The 19,861-nt window shown below is 36.5% G+C and carries 20 protein-coding genes and 1 tRNA gene; 11 read left to right on the top strand and 10 right to left on the bottom strand.

Translation table 11 applies throughout. The features are described 5' to 3' along the window. Nucleotides 1–135 precede the first annotated feature (135 nt). Entirely contained in the window at nt 136–486 is a 351-nt protein-coding gene (locus tag LKF16_RS00240; protein ID WP_291471810.1) for a hypothetical protein, read from the top strand. A 98-nt stretch (nt 487–584) separates the two neighbouring features. On the opposite strand, the gene LKF16_RS00235 is transcribed toward LKF16_RS00240, so the two are convergent. The 4 genes from LKF16_RS00235 to LKF16_RS00220 form a co-directional block, all read right to left on the bottom strand. Next, on the bottom strand, nt 585–722 hold the full coding sequence (locus LKF16_RS00235; RefSeq protein ID WP_291472185.1) for a hypothetical protein: 138 nt from the start codon (nt 720–722) through the stop codon (nt 585–587). Nucleotides 723–1,592: 870 nt separating this feature from the next. Further along, nucleotides 1,593–3,380, bottom strand: a complete 1,788-nt coding sequence (gene lepA, locus LKF16_RS00230) for a translation elongation factor 4 (protein ID WP_291471808.1) — start codon at nt 3,378–3,380, stop codon at nt 1,593–1,595. Further along, the gene (locus tag LKF16_RS00225) at nt 3,373–4,038 is read right to left on the bottom strand and encodes a TetR/AcrR family transcriptional regulator (protein ID WP_291471806.1); all 666 of its coding nucleotides are present in this window, start codon (nt 4,036–4,038) and stop codon (nt 3,373–3,375) included. The genes lepA and LKF16_RS00225 overlap by 8 nt, the downstream gene beginning before the upstream one ends. A 199-nt stretch (nt 4,039–4,237) precedes the next feature. Then, on the bottom strand, nt 4,238–5,530 hold the full coding sequence (locus tag LKF16_RS00220; RefSeq protein ID WP_291471805.1) for a Y-family DNA polymerase: 1,293 nt from the start codon (nt 5,528–5,530) through the stop codon (nt 4,238–4,240). Nucleotides 5,531–5,697: 167 nt separating this feature from the next. Between LKF16_RS00220 and LKF16_RS00215 the strand changes: the two genes are divergently transcribed. Together LKF16_RS00215 and LKF16_RS00210 are read left to right on the top strand one after the other, a co-directional pair. Next, complete coding sequence (locus tag LKF16_RS00215; RefSeq protein WP_291471803.1) at nt 5,698–6,018, top strand: PadR family transcriptional regulator; 321 nt, start codon at nt 5,698–5,700, stop codon at nt 6,016–6,018. A 2-nt stretch (nt 6,019–6,020) separates the two neighbouring features. Further along, the gene (locus tag LKF16_RS00210) at nt 6,021–6,356 is read left to right on the top strand and encodes a DUF1048 domain-containing protein (protein ID WP_291471802.1); all 336 of its coding nucleotides are present in this window, start codon (nt 6,021–6,023) and stop codon (nt 6,354–6,356) included. Between the two features lie 45 nt (nt 6,357–6,401). Here LKF16_RS00210 and LKF16_RS00205 read toward each other — a convergent pair whose 3' ends face one another. From LKF16_RS00205 to LKF16_RS00195, 3 genes are all read right to left on the bottom strand, one after another. Then, the gene (locus LKF16_RS00205; protein WP_291471801.1) at nt 6,402–6,788 is read right to left on the bottom strand and encodes a DNA-directed RNA polymerase subunit beta; all 387 of its coding nucleotides are present in this window, start codon (nt 6,786–6,788) and stop codon (nt 6,402–6,404) included. Between the two features lie 246 nt (nt 6,789–7,034). Continuing rightward, complete coding sequence (locus tag LKF16_RS00200; RefSeq protein ID WP_291471800.1) at nt 7,035–7,235, bottom strand: cold-shock protein; 201 nt, start codon at nt 7,233–7,235, stop codon at nt 7,035–7,037. Between the two features lie 287 nt (nt 7,236–7,522). Further along, the gene (locus LKF16_RS00195) at nt 7,523–7,759 is read right to left on the bottom strand and encodes a P8 family protein (RefSeq protein ID WP_291471798.1); all 237 of its coding nucleotides are present in this window, start codon (nt 7,757–7,759) and stop codon (nt 7,523–7,525) included. Nucleotides 7,760–8,114: 355 nt separating this feature from the next. Between LKF16_RS00195 and LKF16_RS00190 the strand changes: the two genes are divergently transcribed. The 3 genes from LKF16_RS00190 (at nt 8,115) to LKF16_RS00180 (ending at nt 10,369) form a co-directional block, all read left to right on the top strand. Next, entirely contained in the window at nt 8,115–8,891 is a 777-nt protein-coding gene (locus LKF16_RS00190; RefSeq protein ID WP_291471796.1) for a metallophosphoesterase family protein, read from the top strand. A gap of 85 nt (nt 8,892–8,976) precedes the next feature. Further along, the gene (locus LKF16_RS00185; protein WP_291471794.1) at nt 8,977–9,912 is read left to right on the top strand and encodes a DHH family phosphoesterase; all 936 of its coding nucleotides are present in this window, start codon (nt 8,977–8,979) and stop codon (nt 9,910–9,912) included. Nucleotides 9,913–10,069: 157 nt separating this feature from the next. Next, complete coding sequence (locus LKF16_RS00180) at nt 10,070–10,369, top strand: hypothetical protein (protein ID WP_291471793.1); 300 nt, start codon at nt 10,070–10,072, stop codon at nt 10,367–10,369. A gap of 63 nt (nt 10,370–10,432) precedes the next feature. On the opposite strand, the gene LKF16_RS00175 is transcribed toward LKF16_RS00180, so the two are convergent. Then, a complete protein-coding gene (locus tag LKF16_RS00175) occupies nt 10,433–12,676 on the bottom strand; it encodes an LPXTG cell wall anchor domain-containing protein (RefSeq protein ID WP_291471791.1) in 2,244 nt (747 codons plus the stop codon). Between the two features lie 225 nt (nt 12,677–12,901). Between LKF16_RS00175 and LKF16_RS00170 the strand changes: the two genes are divergently transcribed. The 4 genes from LKF16_RS00170 to LKF16_RS00155 all read left to right on the top strand — a co-directional run bounded on the left by LKF16_RS00170 (nt 12,902) and on the right by LKF16_RS00155 (nt 16,868). Then, nucleotides 12,902–13,696, top strand: a complete 795-nt coding sequence (locus LKF16_RS00170) for an SDR family NAD(P)-dependent oxidoreductase (RefSeq protein ID WP_291471789.1) — start codon at nt 12,902–12,904, stop codon at nt 13,694–13,696. Nucleotides 13,697–13,839: 143 nt separating this feature from the next. Further along, entirely contained in the window at nt 13,840–15,297 is a 1,458-nt protein-coding gene (locus LKF16_RS00165) for a catalase (RefSeq protein WP_291471787.1), read from the top strand. Nucleotides 15,298–15,672: 375 nt separating this feature from the next. Further along, nucleotides 15,673–16,119 (top strand): GNAT family N-acetyltransferase, encoded by a 447-nt coding sequence (locus tag LKF16_RS00160; protein ID WP_291471785.1) that lies wholly within the window; start codon nt 15,673–15,675, stop codon nt 16,117–16,119. A 65-nt stretch (nt 16,120–16,184) separates the two neighbouring features. Beyond that, complete coding sequence (locus tag LKF16_RS00155; protein ID WP_291471784.1) at nt 16,185–16,868, top strand: type 1 glutamine amidotransferase domain-containing protein; 684 nt, start codon at nt 16,185–16,187, stop codon at nt 16,866–16,868. A gap of 49 nt (nt 16,869–16,917) precedes the next feature. Here the strand turns inward: LKF16_RS00155 and LKF16_RS00150 are convergent. After that, nucleotides 16,918–17,001: transfer RNA gene (locus LKF16_RS00150), tRNA-Leu, on the bottom strand. 57 nt (nt 17,002–17,058) lie between these two features. Between LKF16_RS00150 and LKF16_RS00145 the strand changes: the two genes are divergently transcribed. After that, nucleotides 17,059–17,898 carry an NAD(P)H-hydrate dehydratase gene (locus tag LKF16_RS00145; protein ID WP_291471783.1) on the top strand — a complete coding sequence of 280 codons (840 nt, stop codon included), beginning with the start codon at nt 17,059–17,061 and terminating at the stop codon, nt 17,896–17,898. A 172-nt stretch (nt 17,899–18,070) separates the two neighbouring features. On the opposite strand, the gene LKF16_RS00140 is transcribed toward LKF16_RS00145, so the two are convergent. Further along, a complete protein-coding gene (locus LKF16_RS00140) occupies nt 18,071–19,666 on the bottom strand; it encodes a putative polysaccharide biosynthesis protein (RefSeq protein ID WP_291472176.1) in 1,596 nt (531 codons plus the stop codon). Nucleotides 19,667–19,861: the final 195 nt, after the last annotated feature.

Below are 19,861 nucleotides of genomic sequence, written 5' to 3'. Positions count from 1 at the left end.
ATGCAATTTTCATTCCTGTCATTTCAATAAATCCAGCGCATATTAAGGTTTTTTCAAGATTTTTGCGCAATAAATTTAAATAATTATTGCATGCTACAATTAAATTAAATATTAACTGTATTTGGGAGGATTTAAATGAAAAATTCTACTAGTGTTCAAAAATCCGGATGGATCGTTTGGTGGATTTCTACGGTAATTTTTATATTCGCAGTTATTGGCGTTGCTTTACTACTGTTGGGAGTGCCTAATTATCATTACGCTCCTAATGAAAAAATGATTTTGATTGTTGCTGTGATCGGCATGGCAATATTCTTCATTTGTGAACAGGTATTGGCGTTCTTCATGATCAAGTATCTTCACCGAGATAATTCTTACATCTATCCTATCATCTTGATCGTACTAGCTTTCTTTGGTTCATCGCTTTACTTCATCCCTGGAATCTGGGGCGTATTGTATGCTAACCATCAAAAACTTACTCAATCTTAAAAAGCAGACCTTGCGGTCTGCTTTTAGTTTTACATTCATATTCATTTTAAAATGATAAAGCGTTGAAAGCTCAAACGAGTTTTCAACGCTTTTTTTAGTTAGGCTACTTTTGCTTTTAAATTGCTGACAGCTTCTTCAATTGTTGTACCGTTGGCAGAAACGTTTTCGTTGTTAGTATCTACGACAGTAAACAATTGTGAATCTGTATCTAAATATACACGATATTTCATAATCATTGTTTACCTCCATTTATCATTAATATTATTCTGGTAGCGAATACATTGTATTCTATGTGTTTGTGATTATTTTGTCAAATTAATTTACAAATATTTTCCAAAATCGGATACCGTTTGATATAACAACGATGGCTACGGTTGCATAAATAGTTTGTAAAAACGTTTTCATATCAACTTTTCAATCAAATTGGTCTATTTAGAAAATATTCAAAAAAATAATTTTAAGTATTTTGTTTTCTTTTAACCTCATGATAATACTTTCACATAGCATGTTATTTACCCAGAATAATGTCCGTGATTCTTATCGACAGTTATCTCCCTACCCGGATGAACTAGCTTATGCGTATCCCGAAATTCAATGCTTAATTGCGTATGTGCCTTTAAATCCGTCAAAACCTGTTGATATAATTTTTCATCATGCGGAATTTGCAATAGATCATAGCTGTGGAGCAATTTATCGCCATACCTATATGCTTGAAGAAAAAATGAATAGCAATTAAATAAGTGATTGTCGACGACCAATAATTTGTAACGCCACTTATACTTTCTTAAAAAGTGTTTATCAAAATTCTCGATTAAATCTTTTGACTCCGATAACAAAACAATATCTCCTTAAAAATCTGTTCATATCGAGCAAATACAACTTTCAAATATCCAAGTTTTGCTCCATTGAAAAGCTATACAAACAAATTATACGAACATATGTTCCGTGAATCAACATAAACATCTTTTACAAACTAAATATTTTAAATCTGAAATCATCATAATAATCTTCTATTTAGCTATTTTAATGTAGTGCAAAAACACATATTTTAGATGATAAAACCCCTGATAAGCCCTTTTTTAATGTATATTCAGAATCGATTTATTCTATAGTTCCAAAATTGTATTAAACACATCTTGTGGCAATTTTATTTTGCTTTTAGCGGAACGACGTTTGTTCATACTCTGTCGTCTCAACAATGCAGCTTTTTTTGAAACGCTCCGCGACTCTCCATTAACAGCTGCATTTTTTCTTAATGGTGGCACATCAACTCGAGCAATGGATTTACCCTCAACAATTGCTTGGACAGGCGTGGGATAAAGCTGTCTGGGAACAGCATATTTTAATTTCTGAACTAAGTTTTGAGTCATTTCATTTACGTCGCTTCGGTGAACAATAAATGACAAGGCATCAACAGACGTATAATTCATATCGATTTCAACTTTTACTAAATCACTGACTTCATAATCCAAGAACTCCGTATTTAAACTGGCATAACCATGTGAAACAGATTTTAGTTCTGAGAAAAATCGATAAGCAATCTCTGACAAAGGGATCTTAATTGTAAGAACAATTAAATTACCATCATTTCCCATATCAAGCAGTTGTCCCTTGTGGGAGTCGATCAACTTCATAACTGCATTTAAAGTCTCATTTGGAGTGGTAATTTCAGCTTTGGCAAAAGGCTCCTTTACCTCTTGAATTAAGCCAAAAACAGGAAAATTAACTGGATTGTTTATTTTCATTCTTTGACCATTTTTCAATAGAACTTCATACGTTACATTGGGTGCTGTTGTTAAGACATTTAATTGAAATTCATCAAACAACCTTTCTCGAATTATTTGTAAGTGAAACGCACCTAAAAAACCACATCGGAATCCCATTCCCAGTGCTTCAGAACGTTCCTCGACAAATAAAAAAGATGTATCATTTAAACTTAATTTCAAAATAGCGTTTTTTAAAGCTGGGTAATCATTATTTTTAGGATAAATCCCCGCAAATACCATCTGACTTGCTGGATGATATCCTACTACTGGTTTAGAAGTGGGATTGTTTTTTAAAGTAAGCGTATCTCCAACCCGAATTGCCTTAGGATCTTTTAATCCTGTTACAACATAACCAACTTCACCTGCAGTTAAATCATTTTTTACGTGTAAATCAGGAGAAAAGGTTCCTAATGATTTTAACTTAAAGGCCGTTTGTGCCTGCATTAAATATAATTCATCATTTTGGTGTATATTTCCGTCAATCAGGCGAACATAAACTATTATTCCTTGATAAGAGTCGTATATGGAGTCAAAAATTAAAGCCTTTAAAGTTTTAGTATCATCACCTTGCGGAGCAGGTATACGATTTTTGATTTCCTCTAATACCAAAGGAACGCCATCTCCAGTTTTGGCAGAGATCAATAATATATTTTCCTTAGTAAAAGACGGATCTAAGTCATTTAATTGCTTTTGGGTCTGTTCGATATCTGCGGAATCTATATCTACTTTATTAATAACTGGAATAATAACTAGATCATTTTGTTTAGCAATCCGATAATTAGCAATTGTTTGAGCTTGGACTCCTTGAGTAGCATCAACTAAAAGAATTGCACCTTCAGTAGCGGCAAGACTTTTTGATACCTCATAATTAAAATCTACATGACCAGGAGTATCGATCAAATTAAATTCATATTCCTTTCCATCATTTGCTGAATAATAATTTCTTACTGTTCGGGCTTTAACGGTAACCCCATGCTCTTTTTCTACTTCCATATCATCTAACAATTGTGCCTGACTGTCTCTTTTGCTGACAGTATGCGTAAGTTCCATGATCCTATCGGCTAATGTCGATTTGCCATGATCGATATGAGCAATAATTGCAAAATTTCTTATTTGTTCTTCATTCATTTTTCTTTAATTCCTTTAAATATTCTGTTAAGTAATAGCGCATTTGTTGTTGCGCCTCTGGTACCAATTTAATTTCAAAATCTGGATAATCAACTTTTAAATCCTCGTGATTAAACTTTGCAAGTGATGACATATTCATCAAACCACTAATAATTCCACTTTGAATAACAAACATGTGACTAAATTGCATTTGATTCAACAAACCATTAGTCTTCTCAACTAATTTCTGGCCTAATTTTTTGCTAATTTCATATAAATCATTACGCTTTACAACCGTCTCATCCATATTTGCATTTCCCTCTAAGATTGGACCTCTAATTGAATTCAATCGAACTAAAACATCATAGTTTTGAATTAGATTTTCGGTTTGTTCAACCATAAAATTGATATACGTTTTTTGATCAATAGATTCATATCCATCCATTTTGATCAACAAATCAGCAAAAAATTGTTGATAACTTTCTAAAAGGATACTCATAAAAAGATCTTCTTTAGTTGAAAAATAATTGAAAGTTGTTCCTTTTGATATGCCTATAGTCTCAGCGATACGTTTCATCGTTATTTCAGAATATCCTTTTGTTTTAAATAGACGTACAGCAGCCTTCATAATTGCTTGTCGTTTAGCGTTTTTTTGGTCTAATGTATAAATGTTTGTCATAAGAAATCCCTTTTTTATAAATGACCGTTGGTCAATTTACAAGTATTTTAATTTAAATTTGACCGGAGGTCAATGTTAAATAATTCTTTTTAAATCAATAAAAATAAAAATCAATCTATTTACAGATTGATTTTTAAATGAAGATTATTCAAAATTTTCAATTATCATAAAATTGCGGTATTTATTTTAAAATTATTTTTTATGCTTGATGCCCTCCTACCAACTTAGATCTCTCAATTGCGGTACCAGCATCCTTTTTACTGTATCCACGAACAATTGATTTGTATCCATAACGATCTCTAATTTGATCAATCGTATGCTCCAATTTCAAATTAGCTTCATGTTTCTCGGCATTTTCAAATAGCGACAGTTGAACTGAACTGGGCTTGCTGACTCGGTTAACACGAACCCCCAAATTTCTTAACGATTCTCCCTGCCATTTCTTCTCAAATAAATATTTGACTGCTCTGATCAAATCGTTAGTTTGATTAGTTGGATCGACAGTAGTTTGGGCACTCCATCCGCGTTGATTATGTTCATTAGGCTCTGAAAATCCTACCGAAATGCCAATGACCTCTCCTTGAACTTTATGTTTACGCAGTCTCGTCGCCACTTGATCAGCAATTTCAAATAAGACTGTTTCAATATCTTCAACAGTAGAATAATCTCGCATCAAGACCTGACTGTTTCCGTAACCTTTATTGTCCTCACGTGGTACGTATCTTCTAGCTAGATCTGAATAATCGATTCCCCAGCTGTGAAAATACAGAGCGTCTCCTAAAACTCCGAACTTCTGATTAAGCTTTTTTCGATCAGAATGTGCCAAGTCATAAATAGAATGTATCCCCATATGTTCCAATTTGGCTGCTGTCTTCGCTCCAATCGACCAAAAGTCAGTTAACGAACCAATCTTCCAAATCGTCTCAGGAACGTCCTCATAGCTCCATGTAGCCCGCCAAGGAGCTTTAACCTTAGCAGCATTGTCTAAAGCTAACTTGGCCATCAATGGATTAGGACCAATGCCAATCGTGGTAACGATCCCTGTTTCCTTAAAAACTTTCTTTTGGATTTTATCTGCGATCTCTTCATTGCTTCCAAACAAATCATGACTATGGGTGCAGTCAATAAATGACTCGTCGACACTATATACATACCAATGCTGATCATCTGTAAATTGTCGAAAAATTTTGTTGATTCGATAATTCAATTTGATGTAATCAGCCATGTGCGGAGCTGCTAATTCGATATCCATATCAGGAGTAATCTCAAATTTACGCGTTCCCAATTTAACTCCATAATCTTTCTTAGTATCTGGAGAAGCTGCTAAAATCAGTCCACCGTTTGATTCAGCACGAGACAGGACTGCTATTTTAGCCGCCAAGGGAAATTCTCCGCGTCTAATGGCTTCCGTACTGGCATAGAATGACTTACAGTCAATGCACATAATATCTCTGACTGGCAAGCGCTCAGGATCATCAAGTGGGTTTACCATTAGTACTCACCTCATCTTTTAAAAATAATTATACGAACATGTGTTCGTATTTTCAATATGATCATCCAAAAATAATTGTTGACAGTCACACTACTGTGTAATACTATGTACCTGTACTTAGCAATACTCAGTAGTGTCTTTGCTGCTGGTAAATGAAGGGATAAGTCATGAAAGGATTAACTGAGCTACTAAAAGGATCACTGGAAGGAATCGTCTTGCAGCATATCAGCAAAGGCGAAACTTACGGGTATGAGATCACCAATTATCTGATTGATTTTGGATTTGAAGATATTGTGGAAGGAACTGTTTATACAGTTCTCCTACGACTTGAGAAAAAGAATTTATTGACGGTTGAACGTCGAAAGTCAGATGTCGGTCCACAACGAAAATTTTATCGACTAAACGAAAATGGTGAAAAATATTTAAAAGAATTCTGGACCAAATGGACTTTTTTGGCAGAAAAAATGCAGCAATTGGAGGATAAATAAACATGCCAAACTTTTTAAAAAAAATCTTAGGAGACAAGCAACGTTATCGCAATTTTAAAAAAGATACTGATGCTTTGCCACAACCATATGATGAGGCTATGAAGGCCATCGAAAAATATATGTGGAATTTTGCTAAGGGCGAGGGATTCATGGACGCCCTTGAAGCTGTCTTGCATATGTTCCAAGAGAGTTCAGCTGAAAATGTTCCAGTTGAAAATATCATCGGATCTGATCCGGTCAAATTTTGTGATAATATCATGGCTCAATATCCTAATGACCTCTGGATCATCACTTATCAAAATAAACTTAGAAAACAAATCAAAGAAATTACAGATTAATTTCCCTATCACGAGTCGGACCAGATAAAACTGGTTCGGCTTTTTTTATTTATCATCATTCCACCATTTATCTTCTCTGACTGGAATAACTGAACGAATTTCTTCTACTCTAAGTAATTTGGTTTCCCCGCTATCCATTTGCAAATAAATCCTACCTGCATCAAATCCGACTACTACCCCCACTAACTCAGGGACAAAGTTATCGTGATTCAAAACGTTTAATTGAATTGAGACATAATCAGCTGATTCCCATGCTTGTTGCAAACGGTCGCTGATATCAACAACTCCCATTTGTGGCAATATTGGCTGTAAGTTCTCCTTATTCTTTTCTCCTTCCATAAATGCACTGTGATCACTCAACAACCAGCCCATCCACTTCATCATGCCACGATCGTTATATAGCCATTTATCCCGCGGGACAATTCGTTCCATTGAAATCACCAACCTTTTAAATTCATTATACGAACATGTGTTCGTATTTTCAAGCGATTATTGATCTCAAAAAAAATTCCAGACAATTAGCGTTGTACTAACTATCTGGAATTTCTATATTTTTTTTAAAGGAAGCGCCGATGTTCTTTGAACATCGCCGTATACTTAGACTAAGCACCCTTGGTGCTTAGTCTAAGTAGAAAAAAAAGACACGAATTATCGTGTCTTTCTTAAGTAAACTACTAATTAGTCTTTAACGATGTTAGCAGCTTGTGGTCCACGTTCGCCGTCTTCTACGTCGAATGTTACGTGTTGACCTTCGTCTAAAGTCTTGAATCCTTCACCTTGGATAGCTGAGAAGTGAGCAAATACGTCACTACCATCTTCGCGAGTAATAAAACCAAAACCTTTATCAGGGTTAAACCATTTAACTGTTCCTTGTTCCATGAATGAGAACCTCCAGCGCTTTTGCGCAATATTTTTGCATTGTTAAGCTAAGTTCAGAAGTTAACCATTCGTACGAAAAATTAAATCTCTAACCAACTCTTAATACAATAATGTGAGTATACATGTTTTTGACAAAAATAGATACTGATTTGCTGTTTTTACTCAAATTTATTTTTATTTTCGTCAAATGACGGCTATTTGACCATTATTTCTTTAATTTTAGAACAAACAAAAAATCTCTGAATCTTTCGATCACAGAGATTTTTTATAATTATTATGCGTTTTTATTATTTTTTCAAATTCTTTTCAACGTAGTCTCTTACGTCATCTTCGCTCATATCCAAAAATGGCTTCATAGCTTCAACAGTCTTGTCTGTGCTATGGTTATTGTTTTCCATAAAGTTGTCCCAAATTGCATCACGAACGTCGGTCTTGTCGTCGCTCCAGTCAAATGCATCTTTCATTGGTGTATTCAAAATTTCAGGTTCCTTTGCAATGTCTGCGTCATTTAAAATTTCTGTCATGTCAAATAACCTCCTTGAATTTACGACCCCATTATAAGGCTAATATGAAAAAGTGGCACATAAAATGCTCATTTTTTTATATGATATATATCATAATTGTTAACTAATATATATTTGAACATCGTGAAAAATACTATTCCCCTATAGTTATCAACTATTAAGCTAATTTGATCATTTTGTAAATCAAATTTCTCGGATCCAAAAAATTTCTCAATTTTGCCATTTTAAAATAGCCCCACGTAATTATTTTTATCTGAATTTAACTATGTTTTTGTTATTTAGTGTTCTAAACTTTAATTAAATAATCAATTCACAAATAATCGTTGATACAATTTTTTTATGAGGAGTAATACAAATGACGAAAACTATCGCTGTTGTCGCTGACAGCCACGGTAATGCTACTGCCTTAAAAGCTGTTTTACAAGACGCTGAAAAAAATAATGCGACAGAAATATGGTCGATTGGAGATATCGGCTTCGGCGGATCATCAACTGAGGAATGTTTTCAGATGTTGGAAGAAGTCAACACGACTCAATATCTATTGGGAAATTGGGAATCAGTTTATAATAAAATTATGAACGATGGCGACCAAGTTGATTTCGATAACCCTACTAACGTCTACTTCGCTAATTTAGTTAGATACGACCAAGAAAATTTTAGTCCAAACCGTCGCAAGCAAATTCAAAATCTTCCCATGACTGGTAAAAAAGTTGAACAAGGTTTAATTTTTTCGTTGACACATAATTTGCCGAATAGCAATCACGGTGGCACATTGTTCCCCTATGGCGACGAAGCAAGTTTCAATGAGTTAAATATTGGAGAAGATATGGATGTCGCTATTTATGGTCATACGCATACTCCAGTTTGGCGTTACACTACGATTGGTCAAATGATATTTAATCCTGGTTCTGTTGGCCAACCTTGGTACACTCGCAAAAAATTTATGCATGACCGAGATGCCAGCTACCTGCTTCTAACTATTTCTGGCGAAAATATCGACAATATCAACTTCCGCAAAGTACCATATGATCTCAATACAGAATTATCCCATGCCAAAACACTTGGCCATCCCTACCTTAGTTTATATAAAAAGCTACTGACCACTGTATCACGTCGACGCACGACAAATTAACACTGGAAAAAATCAATCAGAAGAATCATTATAAAGAAAAGGTTAACGATTTCCTCTCAAATCTGAATCATTAAGGAGCAACTCCATGAACAATGAAATTTTGACAGAAATTAAAAATAATCAAACTATTATCATTGCTCGACATAAAAATCCGGATCCTGATGCTATTGGGTCTGAAATAGGTCTTAAATTGGCGATTCAAGCAGCTTATCCCGATAAAAAAGTTTTTGCAGTTGGGTCTGATATCCCCATTTTGAACTGGATCGGTAAGATGGAACATCTTGATCAAGCTTTGTATAAAGATGCTTTGATCATCGTAGTCGATACCGCAAATACTATCCGGATCGACGATCCAAATAATTATCAAGCTGCTAAAAAAATTATTAAAATCGACCATCATCCCGATGTTGATGATTACGGAGATATCAGCTGGGTCGACACAACTTATTCTAGTTGTTCAGAAATGATTTTTGAATTGATCGACTCAGCGCCTGAATTGAATCTAACTAAAGAAATTGCTGAAAAATTATACGCCGGCATTATTGGCGACACTAACCGCTTCTTATATGCAGATACCAATGCAAGATCCTTAGCAATCGCCGCCAAGTTGGCAGATACCGGAATCGACCTGTCCGCAATTGGTCATAAAGAAGATGGCATGTCATTAGACGTTGCTAGATTAGAAGCTTATATCCTGGAAAATTTCACATTGTTAGATTCCGGTTTCGCCTATGTACTGATCGATAAAATGACCTTAGATATTTTTAACTTGCGCCCTGGCGAGATCGACAACGTTGTCCCATTGATTGGAACGATCACAGATGTCAGGACTTGGGCAGTTATTAGTGAAAAGGAACAAGACCGTTTCAGGGTTAATTTAAGATCTAAGGATATCGCCATCAACCCTGTTGCTGAAAGGTTCGGTGGTGGCGGTCATCCCTTGGCTAGTGGCGTATTTTTACATAGTCATGATGAAGTCGATCGTTTAGTTACCGCAATGGACGAATTAAGCGCACAATAAAAATCCAATCGCAGAGATATTAATTTTTCTGTGATTGGATTTTTAATTTTCATTTATTTTAAATTATTTTCTTAAAAAAGAGTAATAATTATCCTGAAATTCATCGTATTATTAAAATATCGATAACCACTAAGAATAGAATTTTAGGAGGTCTATTATGAAGGCTGTTTATCCAATCATTATGACCAAATACAAACGAGAATATTACCCCTATTACATCAACATTCCTGATTTCAACTGCTCAATCCATGCTTCTGATGTGTCGTCTGGTATGGAATTGGCCAGACAAAAGATTGCTGAAAAAATTATTAATCTGCAATCAACTAATCAAAAGGTTCCCTGCTCAAATTACGTTATTCCCACTCTCAATCATGCTGATATTATAACTTTGATCGATGTTGATACTGATGATTTTCAAGTTTTAAAAAAAAACAAAAAGCTATTTGGCGTTTTCTAAAAAATGAAAATTAAAAATCCTGTCTGATTAATCAAATTAATCACGACAGGATTTTTGTGTCTCTTAGTGCTTTATTTTTACATCATAAGCCAGACCGCTTAGAAGCAGCAACATGGCAAAACCAATCATCATTAACAAAACATTATTATCATTTCCAGTCTGTGGAAGCACGCTGTTGTCGGGATCGACAACACTAGCTGGATCTGAAGAATTGTTATCAGATGTTGACGTTGAAGGATCTGTTATCAATCCTCCATTATTACCAGGATCTGGGTCAACAGAAGTTGAGCCTTCGTTTCCACCATTTCCATCGACGTCAGTGCCTGGTTCAGGATCTGGATCAGGTGTAGGTTCTGGGTCTGGATCTGGTGTTGGATTTGGATCTGGATCCGGATCAGGATTTGGCGTTGGTTCTGGATCTGGAACTTCTCCACCAGTTTCTGTTTCGCTGTCAGAGGTAGTTAATTGGCCTAAACTAACGTCACTGTCAGTTATCTCAAATGAGATTTTTTCAGGATTGATATCAAAACCATTTGGTGCAGTAGTTTCTTGGAAATAATATTTGCCAGGTTTCAAATTATCGACCCTTAATACACCGTACTCATTTGTTAGGGCAGTTGTCACTACATCGCCATTCTCATCATACAGAGTATATTCTGCCCCAGGTACGCCAATTTGGGGACGATCTGTATCAAATTTCTGCAAGAATGCTGAGTAGTCGCCATCGATACCGATGATCTTCTCATTTTCAATCGAGATCAATGCCGGAGTTAAATTATTAGCCGTAATACTAAAGTTAATATCATTGCCTAACATATAACCATCGGGGGCTTTGGTCTCCTTTGATGTATATTCGCCAATTGGCAAATTATATAAGTGACCAATTCCTAGTCGATCAGTCGTAATATGTCCAACGACTTCACCATCAGAATTAACAACATCAAATTCCGCACCAGCTAGTTTGTAGCCAGTCTCAGAATCGATTTTTTCAATGACGACTGAGCCTAGTTCTTCAGCCTTTGGTTCATCTTTGGGTGTTACTTGAACTGGAGTAGTCGTTTGTCCGGTGATCGTAAATGGAACTTCATTATCGTTAGGTTGATAGCCTTCAGGAGCTTGCGTTTCTTTGAAGTAATAATCTCCCGCTGCTAAATTACCAACGTTGATCTGTCCATTCTCGTCAGTCGTTAAGCCAGTCTTGATCGGTGTATCAGAGCCAACTTTATACAAGGAATAAACTGCGCCAGGTAGGACTTCATTAGAACTTTCATCCTCTTTGGTCAAAAGTACTCCACCTAATACATTCCCACTACCGTTACCAGAATTGTCTTTTCCAACAACTTTAGCACTAGCGGAATTTTCAATGGCTGAGCCACCTGAGCCGTTTCCAGCTAAAGTAGCATCCATTGAGGCATCGTTTCTAAAGACTGTTCCATCACTAGCTTGACTATCATCTGTTAACTTAGTTTGGAATTTGATAGCGTACATTTGATCTTGGGCCTTTGGAATTGTCAGATCAAAGCCATTGCTGTGCTCGTTAAGAGTGTAGTTGCCAGAAGATACGACCTTGTCACGGGAATAAGTCCCACTATCGCGGTCCTTCCAACTTGCCTCATAGACGATCACTGAACCTGGAATATACTCCAGATTGGGATCAGTGATAGTATCAGAAATATTTAAATTGTTTAAATTCAACTCATTTCTGTTAGCTAGAATCGTCCAAGTAACGACAGCATCGCCATTTTCGTCTTTTCCAAGGACACCTTTTTTGGAAATGTTGGCCTCGCTAGTACTTAACTTAGTCGTTAAATTACTATCTTGAACTTGACCATCTTTGATAGGAAATTCAACGTTTTGCGAGCCGACTTCTGCCTTATTACGGTCAACAGTGACACCACTATTAACTGTTAAACTTCCCTTCACGTCGTGAAGATTTTCAACGTCAGTGAAAGTCACAACAATTTGATTATTGCTGTTTAATACAGCAGTTCCAATTGTATTGCCGGCATCATCAGTGATATTAAACGATTCGCCAGGATTGGATACTTTCAAAGGCTCTGGAACATCAATAGTCAATGTATCGCCATTTTGAAGATCTAATCCCGTCGTATCGTATTCGTATTGAATGCCGACAGTACTGTTCATGCTATAAGTCTTATCCTGGTCAATGATCGATCCACTGGTTATCATATCGCTACTAGTGTAGTTAGTTGCCGCACAAGCAGTATTAGACTTAGCAGTCGTGACCAATATGAAAAGACCAAATATAGCAATTGCAATACTAATTATTCTTTTCGTAATTTTCATTTTCTCCCCCCTTCTTCCAATTACAATTATAATTATATGACTAGTTACATATTACACAACCGGATTGAGGTTGATTATCAGGTGATAATTTATTTTACAAGAAAATATCATAATAAATTTTGATTTTTTTAACCAAATTCCAATACGCACCTAAAAGTGCCTACTATTTTTTTAATCACGCCGGGTATATAGTTAAGATAATAATTAATTTTTGGGAGGTTCAAAATGGATTTACATTTAACTCATAAATTAGCTCTGATAACTGGTTCTACTAAAGGAATTGGTAAAGCTATCGCCATACAAATGGCGCAAGAAGGTTCCGACGTGATCATTAATGGTCGTAAACAAGAGGATGTCGACAAGGTCGTTGCTGAGATCAAAGCCAAGTTCCCTAACACTAACCCACAAGCAGCAGCTGCTGATATTTCCAAAGAAGCTGGTCGTAAAAAATTATTTAATGATTTTCCCAAAGTAGATATCCTAGTTAACAACATGGGGATTTTTCAACCAATGGAATATTGGGACATCGATGACGATATCTGGGAGAAATTTTTCAAGGTAAATGTTTTATCTGGAAACGCCTTGGCAAAATTTTATCTTCCCAAAATGTTAGCTGATGATTTTGGAAGAATCATCTTTATTGCTAGCGAAGAAGCTGTGATGCCATCAGGTGAAATGCCACAATACAGTATGACAAAATCAATGAACTTATCATTGGCAAAAAGCTTATCTAAGTTGACTGTCGCAACTCATGTGACTGTTAACACAGTCATGCCTGGTTCAACTCTAACTGAAGGCGTTCAAGACATGATCGATGAAATGTACAAAGATAGCGATATACCAAAGGATCAATGGGAAGCTGACTTTATGAAGAATCATCGTTCTCGTTCACAGATTCAACGTTTGATCCGCCCAGAAGAAATTGGACGTTTCGTTGCATTTGTCGCTAGCCCAGATGCATCTTCATTCTCTGGTGAAGCCTTACGCTTAGACGGTGGACTCGTACCCACAATCTTTTAATATTGATCAAACTGCTGAAATTTTTTCAGCAGTTTTTTTTTAGGCAGATACGTTGACTATTTCCCCAAATAACCTAATGATATAGATGTACCAATTTTCAATTATCAGATAATAAATCATTTTGTAGAAGAAGGTATGTATATATGAGTAAAAAATTGACTACTGCAACTGGACAACCTTGGGCAGACAACCAAAATTCTCAAACAGCTGGTGCACGTGGACCAGTCTTAATGCAAGACTACGATTTATTGGAAAAATTAGCTCACTTTGACCGTGAACGAATCCCTGAAAGAGTCGTTCATGCTAAAGGTGCTGGTGCTAAAGGTGTATTTGTCTTAGAAAACGACATGAGCAAATATACTAAGGCCGACCTATTCAATGGCGTTGGCAAAGAAACACCCATCCTAATGAGATTTTCTCAAGTGGCTGGTGAAAAAGGCTATCCTGACACTTACCGTGATGTTAGAGGATTCTCAGCCAAATTTTATACTCAAGAAGGAAACTACGATATTGTTGGCAATAATACACCGGTTTTTTTCGTTCATGATCCACTGAAATTCCCTGATTTTATTCATTCACAAAAACGTGACCCTAAAACAAATCGCCGTTCGCAAAAAATGCAATGGGACTTCTGGTCACATTCACCAGAATCACTTCATCAAGTTACTTATTTGATGGGCGACCGTGGACTTCCCGCTTCCTATCGCGAAATGAACGGTTACGGCTCTCATACTTTTAAATGGGTCAACAAAGACGGCGAGCAATTCTGGATCAAATACCATTTGATCTCCGATCAAGGAGTCAAAAACATGTCTAATGAGGCTGCTGCACAAATGAGTTCAGAAGACACCGACTTTTTACAAAACGATCTCTTTGATGCAATCGAACAAAAGAACTATCCTTCATGGACAATGTACGTTCAAATTTTGCCATATGCCGAAGGTTTAACTTATAAATGGGATATCTTCGATGTAACCAAAGTTGTTTCTCACAAAGACTACCCACTGATCAAAGTTGGTAAATTGACCTTAAATGAAAACCCAACTAACAACTTTACTGATATTGAAGAGGCTGCTTTTTCACCTGCTAACTTTGTCCCTGGGATCGAACCATCACCAGATAAACTATTGCAAGGTCGTTTGTTCTCATATAAAGATACGCAAAGATATCGTCTAGGCGTTAACTTTGAAGACTTACCTGTCAACCGTCCATTGAACGAAGTCCACAATTACGAGCGTGATGGCTACATGAAAGCTGACAACCAAGGATCAGAAGGAAATTATGAACCAAATAGTTTTGACGGTCCAAAAGAAGATCACACAGCTTCCGTAGCACCTGTCCAAGCTGAGGGAATTATCGGCAATCAGCCATACTCTTATAAAGTTGATAATACGACCCAAGCTGGAGATTTATATCGACTATTTTCTGACGATGAAAAAGAACGTTTGATTGGAAATGTTGCCAGCGGTTTAACTGCTGCAAATAGCGATGAAATCACCAAACTTGAGATTACTCAAATGTACGGTGCTGATAAAGATTACGGAACAGGTGTCGCTAAAGCCATGGGATTAAATATCGACGATATTGTTTCCGATAAATAGATAATTAATAATCAACAATTGCATTCAGCGATTGTTGATTTTTTATTGATTAAATTCAACGCTGATTTAATGGCATGTTTTAAATATAAGTCAGTTTCTATAAATATTTTTGTTTAAAGATAAAATTATATACCATGTCTTTCGCGTTATTATAAATGTGTTCTCAAGAAATGGAACCGGAAGCCACGCCGGTTTAGCGGGTAACCCCCTACATTACCCAAAGTTTCATTGAGAATGTTTCTCCCTCACATTACGGAATTAATATGAATCCCCCCTATGCGTCTATAGTTCTCTTCGCCAAAAGAGAACTTTTTTTGTGTCGTCAAACTGTATATTCCAATATTGAAACTCTATACTTAATTTGGAGGGATCAATATGATCAAACAATTAACTAAACCAACTAGTGCCGAATTAAATCGTATTTCCAATATTTGGCTAACTAGCAACATTGAAGCCCATGATTTTATTCCAAGATCTTATTGGGAAAAAAATTATCCGATGGTCTTGCAGCAATTAGCTGAAGCTGACATAATCACTGCCTACGATAATGATAATATCGTGGGATTCATGGGATTGGATAAAAATTACATCGAAGGAATCTTTGTTGAAAGCAATCACCTGCATCAAGGATTTGGTAAATCTCTGATCGAACATGCAAAAGCCACTCATTCAGTACTAAATTTGTCGGTTTATGGAAAAAACCAATCGGCAATTGAATTCTATCTAGCTCAGGGATTTACCAAATCATCAGATGGAATCGACAGTAATACTGGAGAACCAGAGATTCAAATGGTTTGGCAAAAAAATCAATTTAATGAATAAAGATATTTTTTACATAAGGTTTTGACTCGTTTAAAATATAAATAGATTTATACGGGGAGACACTTATGAAAAAAATATTAGTAGTTTTAACTAACTATGCACAGTATGGCAAACGAAAAGAGGCCACTGGACTTTGGCTTGGCGAAGCAACTGAATTTGTCCGCGAGGTCAATAAAGCTGGTTTCGATGTCGATTACGTCAGCCCAAATGGTGGATATGTTCCAATCGACCCACGTAGCATTAAATACGCGTCTACAGAGGATTTAGAAATGTATAATTCTGAAGACTTCAGGACCTTTGCTTTGGCCAGATCAATGAAGGCAAATGAAATCAAATCAGCGAACTATTGTGCGATTTATTTTACTGGCGGACACGGTGTCATGTGGGACTTCCCTCATAATGAAATCCTTCATAAAATAAGTTTAGATATTTTCAATAATGAGGGCTATTTGACTTCAGTTTGCCACGGAATTTCCGCTCTTTTGTACATGAAGGATTGGAATGACGAGTGGATGATCAAAGGTAAACACATTACCGGTTTTACAAACAGCGAAGAAATTTTAAGTGGCAAGAGAAATCGTGTACCATTTTTAAACGAAAATATTGCTAAAGAGCATGGAGCAATTTTTGAAAAAAAGCGGGCTTACTCAGAATATGCTATCCAAGATGGGCAATTTATTACCGGTCAAAATCCTTTTTCACCAAAGGCAGTCGCCAAAATATTAGTTAAAAATCTTAAAAAGAAGTAAAAAAGAGTTCCTTAAGCCAATCAATGACTTGAGAAACTCTTTGATTTAGTGCTGCTGACAAGAGTCGAACTTGCACATGGAAACCCATACAGCGACCTGAACGCTGCGCGTCTGCCAATTCCGCCACAGCAGCAAAGCAATAATGTGTTATGCTTACCTTAAAACGATACCATAAAAATGAGGATATGTAATGCAAAAAATTGATAAATCAATCTTAACACAAGTTATCAAACCACGTGACCCTATCTCATACAAAGGTAATTTTGGAAAAATTTTGATTATTGCCGGTTCAACTCATTTTGGCGGAGCAGCTATTATGTCCGCCAGTGCAGCTGTGTACGCTGGTGCGGGACTAGTCACTGTAGCCACAGTTCCAGAAAAATTTGCTGCCATCAATTCTCGACTACCCGAAGCTATGACAATTGATTACAGTAATTTAATGGACACGCTAGATTCGATCAAGCAGTCAGATGTGATTGTGATTGGTCCTGGTCTTGGTACCTCTTCGACTGCAAATTCATTGGTCCAATTAGTCATCGATCATACCAATCAAAGTCAGACCATCATTTTTGATGCCTCTGCATTAACTTTAATTGCTGAACAAAATATCGATATCTCAAAGATATCTGCCAATGTTGTCCTAACTCCCCACCAAGGAGAATGGAACCGTCTGTCTGATCTAACTATCAAAGATCAAACACCCGAAAACAATCAACGGATGTTGCATTCACTTGCACCCAATGCACTTCTGATCATTAAAAAACATTTATCAGAAATTTATTATGAAGGCAGCATCAGTCAAATCACAGCTGGAAATGCTGGGATGGCCACTGGTGGCATGGGCGATACCTTAACTGGGATCATTGCAGCCTTTGTCGGCCAATTCGATTTCTCACAAGATACAGTTGAAGCTGCCCTATTCCTACACAGCTATGTGGCTGATAAATTGTTCAAGAAAAATTACGTCATTCTACCTGAACAACTAATTCAGGAATTACCAAAAACAATGCAAAAAATCGCAACAAAGTAAAATAAGCTGTGACATAACTGCTATTTTGTACTCCCATGCGGCATAAACGTGCAACAAAACATAGCTCCTTCCGCTTAATTTCAAAGAGGCCCTAATTCAAAATACGAATTAGGGCCTCTTCTACATTAATGCTCGGGAGCTGAACATGTTCTGTCGCACTCTCTTTTTTGTATTATTTAATTTTTACTAACCGTCTGATTCGAGCAACTCTGGAACCAAGGATCTTATCAGCCAACTTAGTCTTTAAGACTAAGTAACCGAAGACTCCAGCACCGATGATTGCTTCGATGATCAGGACGAATAAACTAACGATTCTGTCTGAATTTCCGACAAATCGGAAAACAATCCAATTAATAATTGCTACAACGATGAACATCGCCACTGAAAAAATGATGATTCCACTGATGCGATTTTCTGTTCGTTCAATATTAAATGGATAGATCTCATAAAGTTTTCTAAGCATCAACCAGCAGATCACTGCCATACTGATACTTGTCGCAACTAACGGACCGTATTCATGGAACATACCGATCATTGGAACTTGAATCAGAACTTTAACGATGAATCCAATCACCAAGTATCTGATTGCAAGTCTATTGCGATACAAGGCTTGGAGAACAGCAGATAGAACTGTGAACAATCCCAACAAAATCGACATGATCGACGAGAACTGCAGCATTGAGATACCTAAGGCATCATAGCGATAGAAAGTCGTCCACAGTGGTTGTGCTACGGCGTACATCCCTAATGCTGAAGGAATCATGATAAAGAAGAACAATTCGATCGTATTTGCAATTTGTTTTTCGATATCATGTTTATCGCCCTTAGCAAACAACCCTGATAAGATTGGCACCGCAGTAACTGCCATTGCTGTCGATAGCGAAACAATGATCATGATCAGCTTATTAGCTTGGAATCCAAATAATGAATAGTAGTTATCCAATTGGACCTTTGAAGCTTTTACGAACATCAACATAAATTGTTGGAATGTTGACTGGTCAAAGAGATTAAAGAATGTGATACCGGCATCCATGATGATAAATGGAAATGCCTGCTCGAATATTTCTCGAGCAAAGTTTTTATCCAAAGTTGAGGCCGGTTTACCATTTCTAGATAACTCGCGTAACTTTGGCAATTTTCTAAATATGTAGATCAATAAAATTGCAATGGCAAAGATTGCACCGATAAAGGCAGCAAAAGTCGATTGAGTAACAGCATCAACGTAACTTCCCTTTTGAACTTGCATGATCAAATAAGTCGCGAGCAGCATATAAATAACTCTAGCAATTTGTTCAACTAATTGTGATATAGCGGAAGGTGCCATATCAGAATAACCTTGCAAGTAACCTCTTAAAATACTGAGGATTGGAATTACTAAAACAGCCACTCCTAATGATTTGATAACCGGAATACTGTTAGGATCGCTGTCAGTGAATAGAAATGCAATAAATGAAGCACCAAAGAACATGATCGCTCCAAAAATTATTCCCATCAACGCCATGATCTTTAAGCCTTGTTTGAATAAACTATTACCTGTTGCATATTCGTCCAAGGCATTATAGTGAGAAATTTGTTTGGAAATAGCACCGGGTATCCCGGCAGTAGAAATAATTAAAAACAAGCTGTAAATATTGTAGCCCTTGGCAAACAAAGCATTGGCAGAAGGATATGAAGAACCCATCCAGGCCATCCAAGGAATAATATATATAGCCCCAAGCACACGTGAAAAAATACTACCAGCTGTCATCCAAACTGAGCCTTTTAACATCGTATCTTGGCTAGAAGATTCCGGATCCAATCTCGGGATCGCTTCTTCTGAACTTTGATTATCCTTGCTCAAATACTAGCACCACCTTAAAAACTATCTGTTCCATTATAGCAAACTTGTAATCTCGGAAACTTAAAAATACTCTTTATTCTTGAAAAAATCAACTAAATCAAAGTAACCATATAATAATTTTTA

Origin of the sequence: Companilactobacillus sp., assembly GCF_022484265.1 — a bacterium.
In the GTDB taxonomy this organism is placed as follows: domain Bacteria; phylum Bacillota; class Bacilli; order Lactobacillales; family Lactobacillaceae; genus Companilactobacillus.
This window is presented reverse-complemented; position numbering and strand designations above follow the sequence as displayed.